The sequence below is a fragment of the Halomonas sp. G15 genome, from assembly GCF_021282295.1.
GTDB classification, from domain to species: domain Bacteria; phylum Pseudomonadota; class Gammaproteobacteria; order Pseudomonadales; family Halomonadaceae; genus Halomonas; species Halomonas alimentaria.
The window spans coordinates 54,651-71,812 of record NZ_JAJSPA010000017.1 but is presented as its reverse complement, the minus strand read 5'-3'; the positions used below and the strand labels follow the sequence as shown (position 1 = coordinate 71,812).

15 protein-coding genes are annotated in these 17,162 nt (G+C 69.3%); 8 read left to right on the top strand and 7 right to left on the bottom strand.

The window, feature by feature from the left end; all coding sequences use genetic code 11:
* The 3 genes from LWH48_RS10065 to LWH48_RS10055 form a co-directional block, all read left to right on the top strand.
* Positions 1 to 659 (top strand): IS200/IS605 family accessory protein TnpB-related protein (locus LWH48_RS10065; RefSeq protein WP_232912453.1); only part of this gene is annotated, 659 nt, incomplete at its 5' end.
* A gap of 17 nt (positions 660 to 676) precedes the next feature.
* On the top strand, positions 677 to 1,351 hold the full coding sequence (locus LWH48_RS10060) for an SDR family oxidoreductase (RefSeq protein ID WP_232912452.1): 675 nt from the start codon (positions 677 to 679) through the stop codon (positions 1,349 to 1,351).
* Positions 1,352 to 1,412: 61 nt separating this feature from the next.
* Positions 1,413 to 2,666 carry an MFS transporter gene (locus LWH48_RS10055; protein ID WP_232912451.1) on the top strand — a complete coding sequence of 418 codons (1,254 nt, stop codon included), beginning with the start codon at positions 1,413 to 1,415 and terminating at the stop codon, positions 2,664 to 2,666.
* Here the strand turns inward: LWH48_RS10055 and LWH48_RS10050 are convergent.
* Both LWH48_RS10050 and LWH48_RS10045 read right to left on the bottom strand, forming a co-directional pair.
* On the bottom strand, positions 2,656 to 5,958 hold the full coding sequence (locus LWH48_RS10050) for an AAA family ATPase (protein ID WP_232912450.1): 3,303 nt from the start codon (positions 5,956 to 5,958) through the stop codon (positions 2,656 to 2,658). The two genes, LWH48_RS10055 and LWH48_RS10050, sit on opposite strands and share 11 nt — an antisense overlap.
* Positions 5,955 to 7,238 (bottom strand): exonuclease SbcCD subunit D, encoded by a 1,284-nt coding sequence (locus tag LWH48_RS10045; protein ID WP_232912449.1) that lies wholly within the window; start codon positions 7,236 to 7,238, stop codon positions 5,955 to 5,957. The genes LWH48_RS10050 and LWH48_RS10045 overlap by 4 nt, the downstream gene beginning before the upstream one ends.
* Positions 7,239 to 7,311: 73 nt before the next feature.
* Here LWH48_RS10045 and nfi point away from each other — a divergent pair, with 73 nt between their 5' ends.
* Positions 7,312 to 8,007, top strand: coding sequence for a deoxyribonuclease V (gene nfi, locus LWH48_RS10040; protein ID WP_232912448.1), 696 nt, complete (start codon positions 7,312 to 7,314; stop codon positions 8,005 to 8,007).
* Positions 8,008 to 8,082: 75 nt separating this feature from the next.
* The gene (locus LWH48_RS10035; protein ID WP_232912447.1) at positions 8,083 to 8,634 is read left to right on the top strand and encodes a DUF1415 domain-containing protein; all 552 of its coding nucleotides are present in this window, start codon (positions 8,083 to 8,085) and stop codon (positions 8,632 to 8,634) included.
* A gap of 13 nt (positions 8,635 to 8,647) precedes the next feature.
* Here LWH48_RS10035 and LWH48_RS10030 read toward each other — a convergent pair whose 3' ends face one another.
* Positions 8,648 to 9,532, bottom strand: a complete 885-nt coding sequence (locus LWH48_RS10030) for an aldo/keto reductase (protein WP_232912446.1) — start codon at positions 9,530 to 9,532, stop codon at positions 8,648 to 8,650.
* 153 nt (positions 9,533 to 9,685) lie between these two features.
* Between LWH48_RS10030 and LWH48_RS10025 the strand changes: the two genes are divergently transcribed.
* Positions 9,686 to 10,111, top strand: a complete 426-nt coding sequence (locus LWH48_RS10025) for an OsmC family protein (RefSeq protein ID WP_232912445.1) — start codon at positions 9,686 to 9,688, stop codon at positions 10,109 to 10,111.
* A gap of 88 nt (positions 10,112 to 10,199) precedes the next feature.
* Here LWH48_RS10025 and LWH48_RS10020 read toward each other — a convergent pair whose 3' ends face one another.
* Both LWH48_RS10020 and LWH48_RS10015 read right to left on the bottom strand, forming a co-directional pair.
* A complete protein-coding gene (locus tag LWH48_RS10020) occupies positions 10,200 to 10,880 on the bottom strand; it encodes a gamma-glutamyl-gamma-aminobutyrate hydrolase family protein (RefSeq protein ID WP_232912444.1) in 681 nt (226 codons plus the stop codon).
* Positions 10,877 to 11,884, bottom strand: coding sequence for an amidoligase family protein (locus LWH48_RS10015; RefSeq protein WP_232912443.1), 1,008 nt, complete (start codon positions 11,882 to 11,884; stop codon positions 10,877 to 10,879). Before LWH48_RS10015 ends, LWH48_RS10020 begins: the two co-directional genes overlap by 4 nt.
* A gap of 125 nt (positions 11,885 to 12,009) precedes the next feature.
* Here LWH48_RS10015 and LWH48_RS10010 point away from each other — a divergent pair, with 125 nt between their 5' ends.
* Both LWH48_RS10010 and LWH48_RS10005 read left to right on the top strand, forming a co-directional pair.
* Complete coding sequence (locus LWH48_RS10010) at positions 12,010 to 14,367, top strand: mechanosensitive ion channel domain-containing protein (protein ID WP_442908310.1); 2,358 nt, start codon at positions 12,010 to 12,012, stop codon at positions 14,365 to 14,367.
* 38 nt (positions 14,368 to 14,405) lie between these two features.
* A complete protein-coding gene (locus LWH48_RS10005) occupies positions 14,406 to 15,911 on the top strand; it encodes a hypothetical protein (protein ID WP_232912442.1) in 1,506 nt (501 codons plus the stop codon).
* A gap of 21 nt (positions 15,912 to 15,932) precedes the next feature.
* Here the strand turns inward: LWH48_RS10005 and cdd are convergent, their stop codons facing one another.
* Both cdd and deoC read right to left on the bottom strand, forming a co-directional pair.
* Positions 15,933 to 16,343 carry a cytidine deaminase gene (cdd, locus tag LWH48_RS10000; RefSeq protein ID WP_232912441.1) on the bottom strand — a complete coding sequence of 137 codons (411 nt, stop codon included), beginning with the start codon at positions 16,341 to 16,343 and terminating at the stop codon, positions 15,933 to 15,935.
* Positions 16,340 to 17,125, bottom strand: a complete 786-nt coding sequence (gene deoC / locus LWH48_RS09995) for a deoxyribose-phosphate aldolase (RefSeq protein ID WP_442908309.1) — start codon at positions 17,123 to 17,125, stop codon at positions 16,340 to 16,342. Before deoC ends, cdd begins: the two co-directional genes overlap by 4 nt.
* Positions 17,126 to 17,162 lie beyond the last annotated feature (37 nt).

The following is a 17,162-nucleotide window of genomic DNA, read 5'->3' as shown; positions in this document are numbered from 1 at the left end:
ACGGCACTGTCGCAGCGCGTGGATTCTTCCACCCCGCCGCGGACATAGACCGTCGCGACAAGCGCGCCACGCTGATTCGCCGCAAGGCGCGCAAGACCGCCAGGCTCTCGAAAGGGTTCGGGCGGACATGGTATCGCAAGGCCCAGCACATCAACGAGGACATCGCCCAGCAGACCTCCCGTCGACTGGTCGACTTCGCACTGGCACAGGGCGCCGATGAGATCGTGCTGGAAGACCTGAAGGGCTGGCGCCCCAAAGCTGGCAAGAAGCGGTCGGGACTTCGCCAGCGCTTCCATCAGTGGCTGCATCGCTGGCTGGCCACGCTGATCGAGCAGAAAATGGCCGAGGCGGGTGGTCGGGTTGTCTACGTCTATTCCCGGGGCACGTCTTCCTGGGCTTTCGATGGCTCGGGTCGCGTCAAGCGGGACAAGGCACAGCACGAACTGGCTACCTTTCCGAACGGCAAGCAGTACAACGCCGACCTCAACGCCAGCTACAACATCGGTGCCCGCTATTGGGCTTGGAAACACAAGCTGACCCGCCGCAAGGACGGGCAGTTGTCAGCGGGCAGAAGCTCCCCTGGCAAACCGAGAACACCGGTCACGCTCTCAACACTCTGGCGGCGAGAGCCTGAAGCCCCGCATCAATGCGTCGCATGATGCGTGGGAGTGTTCACATGACTGCCACCGTACTGATCACCGGCGCCAACCGCGGCGTCGGCCTGGCCCTGGCTCGCCACTATCACGCCGCCGGCTGGGCGGTGATCGGCGTCTGCCGCAGTGGCGGTGAGGAGGCCGCCGAGCTGCGCGACGTCGCCGAGACGCTGATCGAGGGCATCGACGTGACCCGCACCGAGGATGTCGAACGCCTCAAGGGGGAGCTGGCGGGTCGCCGCCTGGACCTGCTGATCAACAATGCCGGGATGCTCAGGGATGAATCACTGGGCGAGATCGACTTCGACTCCATCTGCAGCCAGATGGAGATCAACGCCTATGCGCCGCTGCGGGTGAGCGAGGCGCTGCTGGGGAACCTGGGCGAGGGCGCCAGGATCGCCAATATCACCAGCCGCATGGGCTCCATCGCCGACAACGACTCCGGCGGCCGCTATGGCTATCGCGCCTCCAAGGCGGCGCTCAATGCCTTCGGCAAGTCGCTGGCCATGGACCTCAAGCCGCGCGGCATCGCCGTGGCCCAGATCCACCCCGGGTATGTAAAGAAGCGCATGGTCAACTTCGGCGGCATGATCAGCGCCGAGGAGGCCGCCGCGGGCATTGCCCAGCGCATCGAGGAGCTGACCCTGGAGAACAGCGGCGGCTTCTGGCACAGCAACGGCGAGGCGCTGCCCTGGTGACGGCGACGCCGTCCAGCGCCCCGGCGCCCGGCTTGGCGCAGGGAACAACCGGAGGAGCGCCATGGCGTCCACGAACGGTGCGATGAGCACCGGCAGCCCGGCATGGCCGGTGGCCACCATCGCCCTTGCCCAACTGCTCGGCACCTCGCTGTGGTTCAGCGCCAACAGTGCGACGGATGACCTGATGCGCGCCTGGCAGGCCAGCGCCGCCGATATCGGCTGGCTGACCAGCGCGGTGCAGAGCGGTTTCATCCTCGGCACCCTGATCATGGCGCTGGGCGGCCTGGCGGATCGCTATCGTGCCAGTCGTATCTTCGTGTGCAGTGCCATCGCCGGGGCGCTGTTCAACGCCGGCTTCGTCTGGCTCTCGGAGGGGCTGGCAAGCGCCATGCTGTTCCGCTTCCTGGTGGGCCTGTCACTGGCGGGCATCTATCCGGTGGGCATGAAGCTGATCGTCAGCTGGGCGCCGGAGCGAACCGGCCAGGCGCTGGCGCAGCTGGTTGCCATGCTGACGCTGGGCACGGCGCTGCCTCATGGACTGCGGGAGGTGGGGGCCGAGCTCCCCTGGCAGGCCGTCATCCTCGCCTCCTCGGGGCTGGCGCTGCTGGGAGCCCTGCTGATCCTGTGGCTGGGGGATGGGCCGCACCTGCCGGATGCCCGCCAGCGCCAGGCATCGGCCAGCGGGGCGGGGCGTCGCGCCACGGTCCTGGATGCCTTCAAGCTGCCGCGCTTTCGCGCGGCCGCCCTGGGCTACTTCGGCCACATGTGGGAGCTCTACGCCTTCTGGACGGTGGTGCCGCTGCTGGTGTCGCACTCGGTGCTGGCCGCTGAGTATGGCGTGCTCGGGGTCTCCGGCATGGCGTTCGGCATCATCGCCGTGGGCGCTTTGGGTTGCCTTGTCGGCGGCCTGCTGTCGCGCCGTCTGGGCAGCGCCAGGGTGGCCCTGGGTGCCCTGGCCGGTTCGGGCCTCTGTGCCCTGCTCTTCGCGCTGTTCTGGGAGGGGTTGCCGGCTCCCGCGCTGGGCCTGCTGCTGCTGGTGTGGGGGGCCACCGTGATCGCCGACTCGCCACAGTTCTCGGCGCTGGCGGCCAAGGCCTGCCCGCGCGAGCTGGTGGGGGCCGCCCTGGCGATCCAGAACTCCATCGGCTTTGCGATTACCGTCGTCTCGATCGCCGCCACCACGGCGCTGTTCGAGCGGGTCGGGCTGAATGCCGCCTGGCTGCTGGTCCCCGGACCGATCTTCGGCCTGCTCGGCTTTGCCTGGGCGTCCCGGCAGGGCGCTCACGACGACGGCGGCGCCCCCCTCAGGCGCTGACAATGCTTGCCCGGCTGGTGCCGTTACCCTGCGGTTCCACCTGGATCTGCACCGGGATGCGCTCGTGCATCTCCTGGACGTGGGAGATCACGCCGACGCGGCGGCCCAGCGCCTGCAGGCCGTCCAGGGCATCCATGGCCAGGGCCAGCGACTGCGGGTCGAGGCTGCCGAAGCCCTCGTCGATGAACAGTGACTCGATGGTGAGCTCCCCCGAGGCCATGGAGGCGAGCCCCAGCGCGAGGGCCAGCGAGACCAGGAAGGTCTCGCCGCCGGACAGGGAGTGAACCGAGCGGCGCTCGTCGGCCATGTCCTGATCCACCACCAGCAGGCCGAGGTCGCTGCCGCCGCGGATCAGTCGGTAGCGGCGGCTGAGCCCGGCCAGGTGGGTATTGGCGTGCTCGAGCAGCTGCTCCAGATTGTAGGCCTGGGCGATACGCCGGAAGACCTTGCCGTCGGCGGACCCGATCAGCTCGCTGATGCGTCCCCAGCGGCGGTATTCGCAGCGGGCGGCCTCCAGTTCGTCCTGGGCGGCCTTCTGGCGCTCGAGCCTGCGCTGGTCGTCACTCAACGCGAAGGCCGATTCATCCCGGGCCCGCTGGGCCGCCTCCAGCCTGGGGCCCAGTTCGGCCCAGGCCTCGTCGAGGGCCGTGCGGCGCTGCTGCAGTGTCCTGGCGACCGCCTCATCCAGCAGCGCCTGATCATCCTCGCCCTCGGTCAGCGCCTGGCCCCTGCGGTGGCGCAGCAGGGCGTCGCGCCGCTCGGCCAGGGTGGCGGTGGCACGCTGGCGTTGCTGGTCGCTTGCCTCGATCCGCCGTTCCGCCTCCCTGGCCTCGTCCTCGGATTGGCTCAGCAGCCGCGCCAGAGTGTCATCATCCAGCCCCGGGTGGGCGCGGCGCCACTCGTCGAGCTGCTGCGTCAGGTGCTGCTCCTCCTGGCGGCGCTGCTCCAGCTGTCTGGCCTCATGCTCCGCCAGCTGGGTGAGACGCTGGCTCTCTCGCTGGACGTCGTGGAGGTGAGCCAGGGCGTTGTCGAGTGTCTGGCGGGTGCTCTCCTGGTGCGCCTCGAGCTGCTGCTGCCAGGCGTCGGGTGAGGCGTGGTCGCCGAGTCGCTCGGCGAGGGCGCGGGCGAGCTCGTCGCGCTGCTGGCGCAGGGGTGGCAGCTGCCCCTCGAGTTCGGCCAGCTGCCGGTCGGCGCCGGTCTTCTCGGTCTCCAGGCGGGTCAGCGCGAGACGCCCTTCCTGGAGCGCCTTCTCCAGCGGGGCCAGCTCCGCCTCGGCCCGGTTCAGCTCGTGCAGTGCCTGGCGCTGCCGGTGGCGCTGCGCCTCGCTCTGCTCGCGCTGGGCCTGCAGCCAGGCGTCGCGCTGCGCCTCGTCGACGGCGGTGAGCTCCCCGTGCAGCGGATGCCCCGCCAGCGCCTGTCGGGCGCTGTCCAGGCGCTGCTCGGCGGCTTCGAGATCGGCAGCCAGCTGCTTGAGAGAGCGCTCCACGCCGCGATAGTCACCCACCAGTTCGTCGCGTCGCTTCTGGGCGATATCGCGGGCGTTCCGGGCCTCGTCGAGCTGGCGCGCTTCCTCCTGCTCCTGGGCGGCCAGCTGGGCCGCCTCGGGTGTGGCCGGTGGCCGCTGCCGCCAGGGGTGGTCGAGTCCACCGCATACCGGGCAGGGCTCATCCTGCTTCAGGGCCTCGCGCAGGCGCACCACGCTCTCGCTGCGTACGGCGCGGCTATGCTCGATCAGTGCGCTGACGCTCTCGAAATGGGCCTGGCTGCGGTCGAGGCGTTCACGGGCGGTCTGACCCTCGGCCAGCAGCCTGTCCCGGCGTGAGCGCTGCTCGTCGAGCTGGCCTGTCAGCCGCGTGTGGGCCTGGGTGGCACGGCCGAACTCCTGCCAGCGACTGGCCAGCTCCTCCAGGGCGAGGTGACGCCGGGCAGCCTGGTCATGAGCCTGCTGAGCGGCCTGGCGGGCGCTGTCGAGATCGGTGTGGCCGCCCAGCAGCCTGTGCAGCGCCGCCTGCCAGTCGTCGCGCTGGCGCTGGCGGTCCTGCTGTGCGGCCTGGGCCTGGCGGTGTTGACCGGACAGTTCATCGGACTGACGCCGCTGCCGGTCCAGAGATGTCTCCAATTCGCCGAGTCGCTGCTCCAGGGTGGCCAGGCGCTGGGCCTGTTCGCGGGCCTGGCGCAGTTCGGGTTCGGCCCGTCGGCGGGCCTCGCCGGCCGCCTCAAGCGCCCGCTCTGCCTGTTTGAGGGCCTGGCCGGCGGCCTGCTGCTCGGTGTCGGCCTCCTGCTGCGCCTTCAGGGTGCCGGCGTGGGTCGCCTGCAGGGCGGCGATCTCGTCGGGCAGCTCGGCCTGGCGGCCGAGGGCGTGGCGCTGCGGGGCGATCAGCCGGTGCCAGTCGCGGTCGGCGCGCTGCCCGGCGAGTGCCTGCCACTCCTCCTCGGCGGCCTGACGCTGGGCAAGGCCGTCACGCCAGGCCTCGTGCAGGCGGTCATCGTCGTCGTGCCAGCGCCGCTCGGCCTTGAGCGATTCCGCCTGCTTCTGCAGCTCGTCGAGGGCCCTGCGGCTGGCCTCGGCGGTGCGCTCCAGTTCGGCGCGGACCTCGGGCGCGGCGGGCAGGTCGTCGGCGAGCCGTGTCTCCAGGGCCTCCACGGCCTTCTTCGCCTGGCTGGCGCGGCGGTAGGCGGCCATGGAGATCTCGGAGTATTCGCGGGTGCCGGTGAGGCGCTCGAGCAGGTCGCTGCGAGCGTTGTCGTCGGCCTGCAGGAAGGCGGCGAATTCGCTCTGGGCGAGCAGCACGGCGCGGGTGAACTGTTCGAAGGTGAGCCCCAGGCGCTCCGGTAGCAGGCGGTCGAATTCGCGCTTCTGGGCGGTCAGCAGGCGATCGTCGTCGAGGTCGGTCAGCGACTGCTCCACCGCCTGCAGCCGACCGCCGGGCTTGTGGCGGGCCCGGCGCACCGCCCAGCGGGCGCGGTAGCGACGCCCGTCGCGGCCCAGGAAATCCACCTCGGCGTGGCCCCCGGCGGTGCCGCGGCGCAGCAGGGTGCGTGCATCGCCGGTGGTCAGGGTGGAGTCCGCGGTGTCATCGATCTGGCTGTCGCGGCTCGGTGCCTGCCGCAGCCGCGGGGTGCTGCCGTAGAGTGCCAGGCACAGGGCGTCGAGCAGGGTGCTCTTGCCGGCACCGGTGGGCCCGGTGATGGCGAACAGGCCGGCATCGGCCAGCGGTGGCGCGGTGAAGTCGAGCTCCAGCGGACCGGGCAGGGAGGCCAGGTTCTCCAGGCGCAGGGCGAGGATCTTCATGCCGGCTCCTCCCCGTGGTCGGCGTCCTGTATCTCCTGGCGCAGGCGATCGAAGTCGGCCAGGATCTCGGCGTCCGGTGGCTCGCCCCAGCGGCCCTCCCAGGTGCGCTCGAAGAGCTTGCGTGGGCCCAGGGTCTCCAGGTCGACCCGCGCCGGGCCGTTATTGCCTTCGACGCGGGGCAGGCGACGCTCCAGGCGCAGCAGGCGCAGTGCCTTGCCCGCCAGCGCGGCATCCACCCGGGCACGCAGGTCGGGAATCGGGGCGTCCAGCTCCACGCGTACCTCCAGCCAGGGCCATTGCTCCCTGGACAGTCCCGGGTCATCTTCCAGCGTCGCGACCTCGGCCAGCACCGCCTCGAGCGGGCCGGGGCCGATGCGATGCATGGCCACCGGGCGCGGCACGGGGATCGCCGTGGCCTCGAGAAGTGCTTCGCCATCCAGGGTCACCTCCACCACCTGGTGGGGATAGGCGACCTCGCTGAAGTCCAGCGGCAGGGGGCTGCCGCTGTAGCGGATGCGCGCCTCGCCGACCTGCTGGGCGCGGTGCAGGTGGCCCAGGGCCACGTAGGCGATCTCGGCCGGAAAGAGAGCGGCGGAGATCGACTCCTCGCCACCGATCACGATGGGGCGCTCGCTGGCCTCGGAGACCGCGGCGCCATGCAGGTGGGCATGGCTCATGGCCACCAGCGCCTGGCCGGGCAGGCGCCGGTCGCGAGCGGCCTCGATCAGCTGACGATGCACGCGGGTGATGCCCGCTACATAGTCGTTGGGGCCGTCGTCCTTGGGGGAGGCGTCGCTTGAGGCGTCGTCGTCGCTGGCCACTCTTGCGCCGGTGACCTCGGCTGGGCGCAGGAAGGGCAGTGCCAGGCACCAGGCGCGGGTCTCGCCTGTCGCGTCGGTGAGCGGCACCAGCAGGCGCTCGGCATCGAGGCGGCCGTCGTCCAGCCAGCTCACTCGGCCCAGGGCGTGGGTACGCAGGCGGCGCATCAGCGGGGCGGGCAGCTCGATGCGATTGCCGCTGTCGTGGTTGCCGGCGATCAGCACGAGATCCAGATGCGGCAGCCGCTCATGGGCGGAGACGATGAAGTCGTAGAGCAGTTCCTGGGCGCGCAGGGAAGGGTTGACCACGTCGAAGATGTCGCCGGCCACCAGCAGGGCGTCTGCCTCGCGTTCCACCAGGGTGTCGAGCAGCCAGGTCAGGAAGGCGCGGTGTTCGGCGTGGCGCTCCTGGCCGTGGAAGCTCTGGCCCAGGTGCCAGTCGGCGGTGTGGATCAGCTTCATGTGGTCTCCCTTCCTGCCGGTATCCGGAAGGCGATAGTCTACGCCACTCGATAGCGGCTGTTCAGGAGCCACCATGCCTCTCTCTCCCCTCCATGAATGGAATCTTGCGCCTCGCGACGCCATCGCCCTGCAGCGGCGCCTCTCCGGCCGCGTCGAGCGTGAGGATCGCCTGGGGGAAGTGTGTCATATCGCCGGGGTGGATATCGGCTTCGAGGACGGCGGGGATATCACCCGGGCGGCGGTGGTAGTGCTGGCCTGGCCGCCCGGCGAGGACGGGCGGTTCGAGGTGGTGGAGCAGGTGGTGCAGCGCGAGCCCACGCGGATGCCCTATATCCCGGGACTGCTGTCATTTCGCGAGGTGCCGGCGGCGCTGGCGGCCTTCGATCTGTTGAGCGTGCGCCCCGAGCTGGTGATGGTGGATGGCCAGGGCATCGCCCACCCGCGCCGGCTCGGGGTGGCCAGCCACCTGGGGCTGTGGCTCGACCTGCCCACCATCGGCGTGGCCAAGTCGCGGCTGTGCGGGCGCCATGGCGAACCGGGCCCGGCGCGGGGCGACTGGACGCCGCTGGTCGACGGCCCCGATGACGAGGTGATCGGCGCGGTGCTGCGCTCGCGGGTCGGGGTGAAACCGCTCTTCGTCTCCACCGGTCACCGGGTCGCGCTTTCGACGGCGCTGGCGTGGGTGGTCGCGTGCCTGGGGCGCACCAAGCTGCCGGAGCCCACGCGGCTGGCGGATCGTCTGGCCTCTCGGCGCGGGGGTGTGCGTTAGTCGACGGTCGGCGGGGCAGGGGAGGGGAGCCGCCACTGCGCTATACTGCCGGCCCACCCTCCTGCCGAGCCGACCATGACCCAAGCCGTTGATCCCCTCGCCGCTACCCGCCAGTGGGTGGAGACCTTCGTGGTCGCCCGCAACGTCTGCCCCTTCGCCGGCCGCGAGGTGGCCCGCGACACGATCCGCTACGTCATCCTGGACGCCGGTGACTGGGAGCAGGCCCTGCTGACCCTGGTGGCCGAGTGCGAACGCCTCGACGAGACACCCGCAATCGAGACCACCCTGCTGGTGCTTACCCCGGGCCTCGAGGCTTTCGACGACTACCTGGACTTCCTGGAGGTGGCCGAGGCGCTGCTGGCCGACCAGGGATATGAAGGCACCTACCAGCTGGCGAGCTTCCATCCGGAGTATCGCTTCGCGGATGCCGAGCCGGAGGATCCCGCCAACTTCACCAACCGCTCGCCCTTCCCAATGCTGCATCTGCTGCGCGAGGCGGGGCTGGAGCAGGCGCTCTCGCACTACCCGGACCCCGAGGCGATTCCCGAGCGTAATATCGCGGCGCTGCGCGAGGTGGGCCATGAGGCTCTGGCACAGGCGCTGGCCCGGTTGCGCGGCACCTCCTGAGCGCTTGGTCGGGCTAGACGATATCCAGTGGCACCTTGCGGTCCGGGGCCGGAAGGGCGGCGTCCAGCCGGGCCAGGGCGTCGTCATCGAGCCTGACGTGCAGGGCGGCGGCATTCTGCTCCACATGGTCGACCCGAGCCGCCTTGGGGATGGCGATGACGTCCCGGCGGCCATCGTGAGGGCGGATCGCCCAGGCCAGCAGCACCTGGGCCGGGGTGATGCCGTGGCGTGCGGCGATGCCCAGCACCTCGGGGTGGCCGAGCAGGTCCTCGCGCAGGCCGCCGGCCTGGGCCAGCGGGCAGTAGGCCATGGTCGGCATGCCATGTTCGCGTTGCCACGGCAGCAGTGAGTGCTCGATGCCTCGGGAGCCCAGGTGGTAGAGCACCTGGTTCACCGCGCAGGCCTCGCCGCCGGGCAGGGCGTGCAGCGCGCGCATCTCGTCGATGTCGAAGTTGGAAACCCCGAAGCGGCGGATCTTGCCGGCCTCGCGCAGGCGCTCGAAGGCCTCCAGGGTCTCATCCAGCGGGATGCTGCCCGGCCAGTGCAGCAGGTAGAGATCGAGGTGGTCGGTGCGCAGGCGCTTCAGGCTCGCCTCGCAGGCGGCGATGGCCGAATCCCGGCCCGCGTTCCAGGGGTAGACCTTGGAGACCAGGAAGGCCTCGTCGCGTCGCCCGGCCAGTGCCTCACCCACCACCTCCTCGGCGCCGCCATCGGCATACATCTCGGCGGTATCGATCAGGGTCAGGCCCATGGCCAGGCCGTGCTGCAGGGCGCGTATCTCGTCGCTGCGCGGGGCAAGCCCCTCACCCATGTACCAGGTGCCCTGGCCGATGGCCGGCAGCTCGATGGCAGGTTCATGGGCGGTAGCGGGCAGGGTGACGCCGGTGGAGGACAGCATGGCGTGGTTCCTTTTATATTCTTGGAAAATTCTTCCATGCATTCTGGGTGCTGGTCGTCGGCGTTGCAATCAGCCCTTGAGTCATGGGAATTCGAGCCCCATGATCTATGGTGTGTAGGTGAGATATCCCATCGCACAACACAAGGAGCCGATATGTCGATCGAGAACTTTGCCAGCGCACAGTGGAAGGGCAGCCTGAAGGAAGGAGGCGGTACGCTCTCTACGCGCAGCGGGGTGTTGAAGGATACGCCGTATGACTTTCGCCGGCGCTTCGAGGGTGCCGAGGGCACCAATCCGGAGGAGATGATCGGCGCGGCCCATGCCGGCTGCTTCACCATGGCCCTGTCGCTGGTGCTCGGTGAGGCGGGCTACACCGCCGACAGCCTGGATACCAAGGCCAAGGTGACCCTGGATCCGGACTCCCTGTCCGTCACCGCGGTGCACCTGACCACCGTCGGTCGGGTGCCGGGCGCCGATCAGGCGGCCTTCGAGGAGGCGGCGAATGGCGCCAAGGAGAACTGCCCGATCTCCAAGCTGCTCAAGGCCGAGATCACCCTGGAGGCGACGCTGGAGGGGTGAAGTCAGAGCCGCTGATCCAGCCCAGCGCATGATGCATCGGGGCCACCTGCGGGTGGCCCCGATGTTTTCTGGGGCAGGGCAGGCAGAGTCACGTCGGGCGCCAGGAGGCCCGTGCGGCACTGACCAGGGCGCGAATCAGGCGCTGCTGCGGGCGGTTGAAGACCAGCCACTCGGGGTGCCACTGCACGCCGATCAGGAAGTCGTGGTCGCGGGACTCGATGCCCTGTACCAGGCCGTCGCGGTCGCGGGCGACGATCTGGATGCCGCGTCCGGCCTGTCTGACGGCCTGGTGGTGGAGGCTGTTGATGCGACACCAGCTGACCCGCAGGATGCGATGCAACTGGCTGTCACCGACGATATCCACGGTCTTGCGCGGCAGTACCGTGCGCCGCCGCTTGAGTCCCTCATGGCTGGTGTAGATATCCGGGTCCAGGGTGCCGCCGAGGTAGACGTTGATCAGCTGGGCACCACGACAGATGCCGAGCACCGGGATGCCCTGGGGGATGAAGGTCTCGAGCAGCTCCAGCTCCAGCTCGTCGCGCTGGGGGTCGACGCGCACGTCGATCTGCACCTCGGCATCGTATAGGTGCGCCTGGATGTCGTCGCCGCCGCCGATGATCAGGCCATCGAGGCGCTCCGGCCAGGGGCGTGAGGGCGACAGCCGCCGTGGCCGGCCACCGTGGCGCCATACGGCAAACCAGTCGAACAGCCAGGCGATATGGCTCTTGCGATCCGAGGTGGTGATGCCGATCAGCGGGCGCTCGCTCATGTGGCCTTCACCCAGCCGCGCAGACGCAACCAAAGGCGGGTGAGCGGCGAACGGGTGTGCTTGGCGACATAGCCGGCGGCACGCTGGCGGAGCGTATCCGTGTCGGCGGCCAGCTTCTCCACCTCCAGCCAGCGATTCCACTCCACCGCCGAGCCCCAGCCCGGCTGCGCGAGGCGCGCGTCGGGTAGCCGGTAGTGGAAGGTGGGACGGGCCTTGACCAGCTTGTTGCGGAACAGCTCGTGGGGGTAATCCGGTCGCAGATGGGCGAACAGCGGGGTCATGTCGAGCTCGCGGTTGCGGGTCGGGTTGTCGGCCAGGTAGTCGCCGATCAGGGTGTCGAGGTCCGGCGAGTAGTCGGCGGCCAGCACCTTGAGGGCGTAGGCCTTGGGGAAGGGATTGGCATGGGGCAGCACCTCGCGGGTGATGTCCACGTCGATCTGCTCGCGCAGCCACTCGGCGGTAAGCAGATAGGAACGCAGATGATCGAGCAGGCTCTCCACCTCGAGGCTGGGTACCTCGGGGTTGAGGTGCAGCCCGAAGCCGTAGAGCAGGCTGGCATCCGTCCCTTTGGCGCCATGCTCGCGCAGGGCCTCGAACAGCCTATCCAGCTCGCCGAGCTCGTCCCAGGGGATCGGCGGACAGACGATCTCGGTGGGCACGAGCCCCGTGACCACATCGCCGATCAGCTCGCGGGTGCGGTTATGGAAGTCGATGCGCATCTGGTGGCGATGGCGCTCCCGCTCGCTGTCGCCGCTGGGCATTGCCTCCAGCACTTCCGTATCGGGATGGGCATACTGGGTATCGAGCTCGATGGTGAAGGTGCCCCAGCGAGTCTCTTCCACCTTGAGGCGATGAGGGCTGATCACATTCACCTCGCCGCCGAACAGCTCGCACACCATCGCAGCGGTATCCTGGGGAGGAAGGCCGGCAAACTCGATCTCGACCCCTACGCGGCGGGTCTCGCCGTCGGGGGTATGCGGTTCGGGTGGCGGTAGCGGCGTCATGGCGGCATCCTGTGCGTCACATGGGAGCGTCTGAGAGCGTATCATATCGGCCTTTCCTCACGACGCCTCGATTCCCATTGCCTGAATCTGCCAACGCCTCGATCCGTCAACAACAGGGAGATGTGATGTTGCCCCACCGCCGCCTCGGTTCCTGTACCACTGCCTGGATGCTTTTCTACGGACTGCTGCTGGGGCTGGCCGTCTGGCTGCTGCCCGCGGCGGCGGTTCAGGCCCAGGCGGTCAATCTGCCGGGCCTGGTGACCTCCGCGGAAGATCAACAGCAGCATGACCCCCAGGCCTTCCAGGAGTCACTGGAGCGAATCATCGCGACTCTCGAGGACTCCGAGCGGCGCGGCCAGCTGCTGGAGAGCCTGCAGGACCTGCAGAAAGTGCACGGCGAGGCCACCGAGGAGAGCGGCATCACCCCGCGCGAGGGGCTGCTTGGCGCCCTGGCAGAGACCATCAGTGACCTGGGCCAGCAGGCCGAGGGGCAGGATTCGCCGCTGGCGCGCTGGCAGGCCCAGCTGCAGCAGGGCTGGCGTGATCTGAGTGCCCTGGTGGCCGAGACCGGCAATGCCGACCTGATCCGCTTCGCGGTGGAGGCGGCGGTGCTGCTGGTGATCTGGGGCGGTCTGCTGGTGATCCTGATCGCCCTGGGCCGCCTGCTGGCGAGGCGGCGCGGTTGGCCCCTGGACCTGCCCCGCGAGCCGCGGGCCTGGCTGCTTACCGTGCACTTCCTGCGCCGCATGCTGCCCTGGGCACTGGCCTTCGCGCTGGTCCTGGGGATCGCCCAGCTGGTGCCGCCCAGCAGCGGCCGCGTGCTGGCGCTGGTGGTGGCCTATATCGCGCTGTGTGGTCGCACCCTGTCGGTGGTGGTGGAGACCTTCGTCTCGGAGTTTACCCGCGGCCACCGCTTCGTGGCGGTGCAACTGGTGCAGCACTACGGCCTGCGACCCCTGTTCGTGATCGGCGCCCTGGTGGCGCTGGGCGATGCCTTCAATTCCGGGCGTCTCACCGGTCTGCTCGGCGCCGAACTCGCCGGGCTGCTCTCGGTGCTGGCCAACATGCTGGCGGCGCTGCTCAGTGTGCGCTTCATCCTCAGCTTCAAGCGCCCCATCGAGCACATCATCCGCAACCGCCCCTGGCGCGAGCGCCGCGAGACCGGCGCCAGTGCCAGCATCGTCCAGGTACTGGGCAGCCTGTGGCACGTGCCGGCGCTGCTGCTGGTGGGGGGCTCGCTGGTGGCGATCTTCGTCACCGGTGGTGATGTGGGCACCGCCCTGGCGCGCTCGATCATCTCCGCGGCCCTGCTGATCCTGGCCCTGGTGGTCACCGGCCTGGTGCGTCGCCATGGTGAACGCCGCAAGCGTCGGCAGCGCCGGCGGCGCGTCAGCCAGTACCGCGTTCGCCTCGAGCGTTTCGGCTATGTACTGGCCCACGTCGCCACCTGGCTGGCCTTCGCCGAGCTGTCGTTGCAGGTGTGGAGCGGGTCTCTGCTGGGCATCGGCAGCCAGGGCGTGGCCAGTGCGCGTATCGGCCAGGCACTGCTGGCCATTGCCCTGACCCTGCTGCTGGCCTGGCTGGCGTGGATCTTCGCCGACACCGCCATCCAGCGGGCGTTGACCAGCTCGGCCCGCTCCCGCGGGCGGCGGGTCAACCAGGCCCGTGCCCAGACCATCACGCCGATGATCCGCAACGTCATCTTCACCGCTATCGTGATCATCGCCGGCATCGTCGGGCTGGCCAACCTGGGGGTGAACGTCACCCCGCTGCTGGCCGGTGCCGGTGTCATCGGCCTGGCACTCGGTTTCGGCGCCCAGACCCTGGTGCAGGACCTGATCACCGGCATCTTCATCCTGATCGAGGACTCCCTGGCGGTGGACGACTTCGTCGAGATCAACGGTCACATGGGCACGGTGGAGGGGCTGACCCTGCGCACCGTGCGCCTGCGCGACCTCGACGGGATCGTGCATATCATCACCTTCAGCCGCATCGACTCGATCCACAACATGTCGCGGCAGTTCGGCATCGCGCTGATGAAGATCCGCATTCCCTACGAAATGAAGATCGACGATGCCATCACCCTGATGCAGGAGACCGCCCAGGCGCTGCGCCAGGACCCCATGATGCGCCACTACATCTGGTCACCGCTGGAGATGCAGGGGATCCATGCCTTCGAGGATGGTTGCCCGATCCTGCGCATGCGCTTCCGCACCGCACCGGAGATGCAGTGGGACGTGGCGCGGGCCTTCAACCTGCTGCTCAAGCAGCGCATGGAGGCCCAGGGCGTCGACCTCGGCGTGCCGCGGCTCAGCGTCAGCATGGAGGGGCGTGGCGGTGGCCGCCTGGATGGCTCCAGCGAGCATGGTGACGAGCGGGCCAGCGAGCGCGATGCCGCCGGTCGCGCCCCGGGGCGTGCCGGGGTTGCCGACCCGCATCACCAGACCAGCAGCAGCGGCGGCTCGCCGGACCCGGGGCAGTAGATGCGCAGGTATCGTGAACCCGGCAGCGAGGCCCATGCGTGATCCACGTCGAACGCCAGGACAGCCTGCACCTCAAGGTCTCCCGCGTGCTGCAGGAGGAGACCTCGCACCGGCTCGATATCTACCTGTTCGTGCCCGGCGAGCTGGGGCTGACCGGCCAGGTGATCGCCGAAGAGGACTTCTACCACGCGGCGATCCAGGTCAAGCGCACCTACTTCAGCGATCGCTACCGGCTACCGCTGGTGCTCAGCCGCCTGGCCGAGCGTGGGAGGCTGGATGCCGAGCACTACCGTCTCAGCCTGAGCCTCTACGCCTATCAGTACGTGGTGGCCATGGAGAGCGCCGCCGGGCCGTTGATCGATGATGCCCGTCGTGCGCTGAAGGCAGAGAAAGCCGAGAAGGCAGAAAAGGGAGAAAAGGCAGACACAGCCACCAACGGGCGGTCGTCGGAGGGGCGCCGCCAGCCGGTGAAGGAAGAGGAGGGCGAGCAGCCCCCCAGCCTCGAGCAGCGCCTGGCCGAGCATGTCGACCTGGCGGTGAGCATCCTGCGCCGCCTGCGCCGTCATGAGCCCAGCGAGGAGAGCCTGCACCGCTATTTCGCCACCATCGACAACTACCTCTCCTGGTTCACGGAGCAGCGTCTGCTGGCACTGCTCGCCGGCCTGCCGCGGGGGGCGCGTTTCCGGCCGGTGCGCGCCCGCCTGGTGGCGATCTGCCGCGCCGAGGACGACTACCGCCGCGAGCGCGAGTACAACTCCGAGCGGGTGACGCGTGACCCCACGCGGATGTCCAACAAGATGCGCCTGCTGCGTAGGCTGATCGAATACCCGGTGACCCTCAAGCAGAAGACCCAGGAGCTGGGTAACGCCGAGCAGAAGGCAGTGAAGGCGCTGGCCACCGCGGTGGTGATGGTGTTCGTCTCGCTGGGTCTGCTTCGAGTGCGCGACACCCTGGCCGATATCACCGCGCTGTTCGTGCTGGCCATGGCCGGCATCTATGCGCTGCGCGAGGTCTTCAAGGACGACCTGCGCAACACCCTGTGGCGACTCCTGCGCCGTGGCCGACCCAAGTGGCGCCGCCAGTATCTGGACCCGACCCGCAATCAGGTAGTGGGCCGCCAGCTGGAGTGGTTCGACTACAAGCGCTACCCCAGGCTCGACGAGGAGATCAAGCGCGTGCGCAAGCGCAGCGTGGCCCAGCGTGAGGAGATCGTGCTGCACTACCGCTCACGTTCGCGGATGTCGCCGACGCGCTTCCTCAGCGGCTATGACCACACCCGCGAGATACTGGCCCTGGACCTGTCGCCGATCGCTCGACTGATGGACAAGGGCAGCCGCCGGGTCTACCGGCTGGAGGAGGGCGATCAGGTGGTGCGCGAGGAGGTGGAGAAGCGCCACCTCCTCAATCTGGTGATCCGCGAGACCCAGGGCGATGGCCCACCCACCCTGCAGCGCTGGAAGGTGGTGATGAGCCGCTCGCGGATCGTCGACGTGGAGCGGGTCCACGCCGAGGGTCCAGGCCATGAGGACGAGCCGGGCGGGTGAGCCTCCGGAAGGGGCAGCCGCTTACAGGGCTTGGCCGAGGTTCTCCGGCCCGAAGGCGTCGGGGAGCAACTCGGCCATGCTGTACTCCTTCAGCAACTCGCCGTCGGCATTCACCACGCGGATGCGGGTGTGCTCGTCGGCGAACTCGCGGATGCGCTGGCGGCAATCGCCGCAGGGAGTGCAGAGGTGCGCACCGGGCCCGATCACCCACACCTCGCCCAGGCGTCGCTCGCCGGCACTGACCATGGCGGAAATGGCCGAGGCCTCGGCGCAGATGCCCTTGTAGTGGGCCACCTCGACATTGGCGCCGGCATAGCGGGTACCGCTCTCGCCGATGACCACCGCGCCCACCGGGTGGCGGGAGTAGGGGGCGTAGGCGTTGCCGCGCACCGCCATCAGGGTCTCGATCAGGGTCGCATCGGCTGCGCTCACGCCTTGCCTCCGGCCGGTGCCACTGCCATGCCCAGGGCGACCAGCAGGTCATCGAACAAGTCGGAAGCACCGAAGCGGAAGTGCCCGGGGGTGATCCAGCTGGCGCCCATCACCCGCTCGGCCAGTGCCAGGTAGGCCTGGGCATCCTCGGTGGTGCGCACGCCACCGGCGACCTTGATGCCGACGTCGCGGCCGCTGGCCTTGATCGCCTCGAGCAGGATCTCGGTAGCCTCCAGGGTGGCATTGACGGCCACCTTGCCGGTGGAGGTCTTGAGGAAGTCAGCGCCGCCCTCGATGGCGAGCTCGGCGGCGCGGCGGATCAGCGCCGGGTCCTTGAGCTCGCCGGTCTCGAGGATCACCTTGAGGGTGGCATCGCCGCAGGCCTGGTGGCAGCAGGCGACCAGTTCGCGACCGGTCTCCTCGTCGCCGGCCAACAGGGTGCGCCAGGGGAAGACCACGTCCACCTCGTCGGCGCCGGCGGCCACCGCCTCGCGGCTCTCGCGGGCGACGGCCATGATGTCGTCACCGCCATGGGGGAAGTTGGTCACCGTGGCCACCCGCACCTTGCCGGCGAGATCCAGCGCCTTGAGGGTGCGTTGGGCGGTGGTGACGAAGGCCGGGTAGACACACACTGCGGCGGGGGTACCGGCGGGGGTGCGAGCACGACGGCACAGCGATTCGATGCCGCGGTCGGTGTCGTCGTCGTTGAGGCTGGTGAGGTCCATCAGGGGCAGCGCCTGGCGGGCGGTGCGCTGGAGGTCATCGGTCATGGAAGCATCCATTGGTCGCGGGGTGTCAGGGTGTCTGGTGGCGCCACGG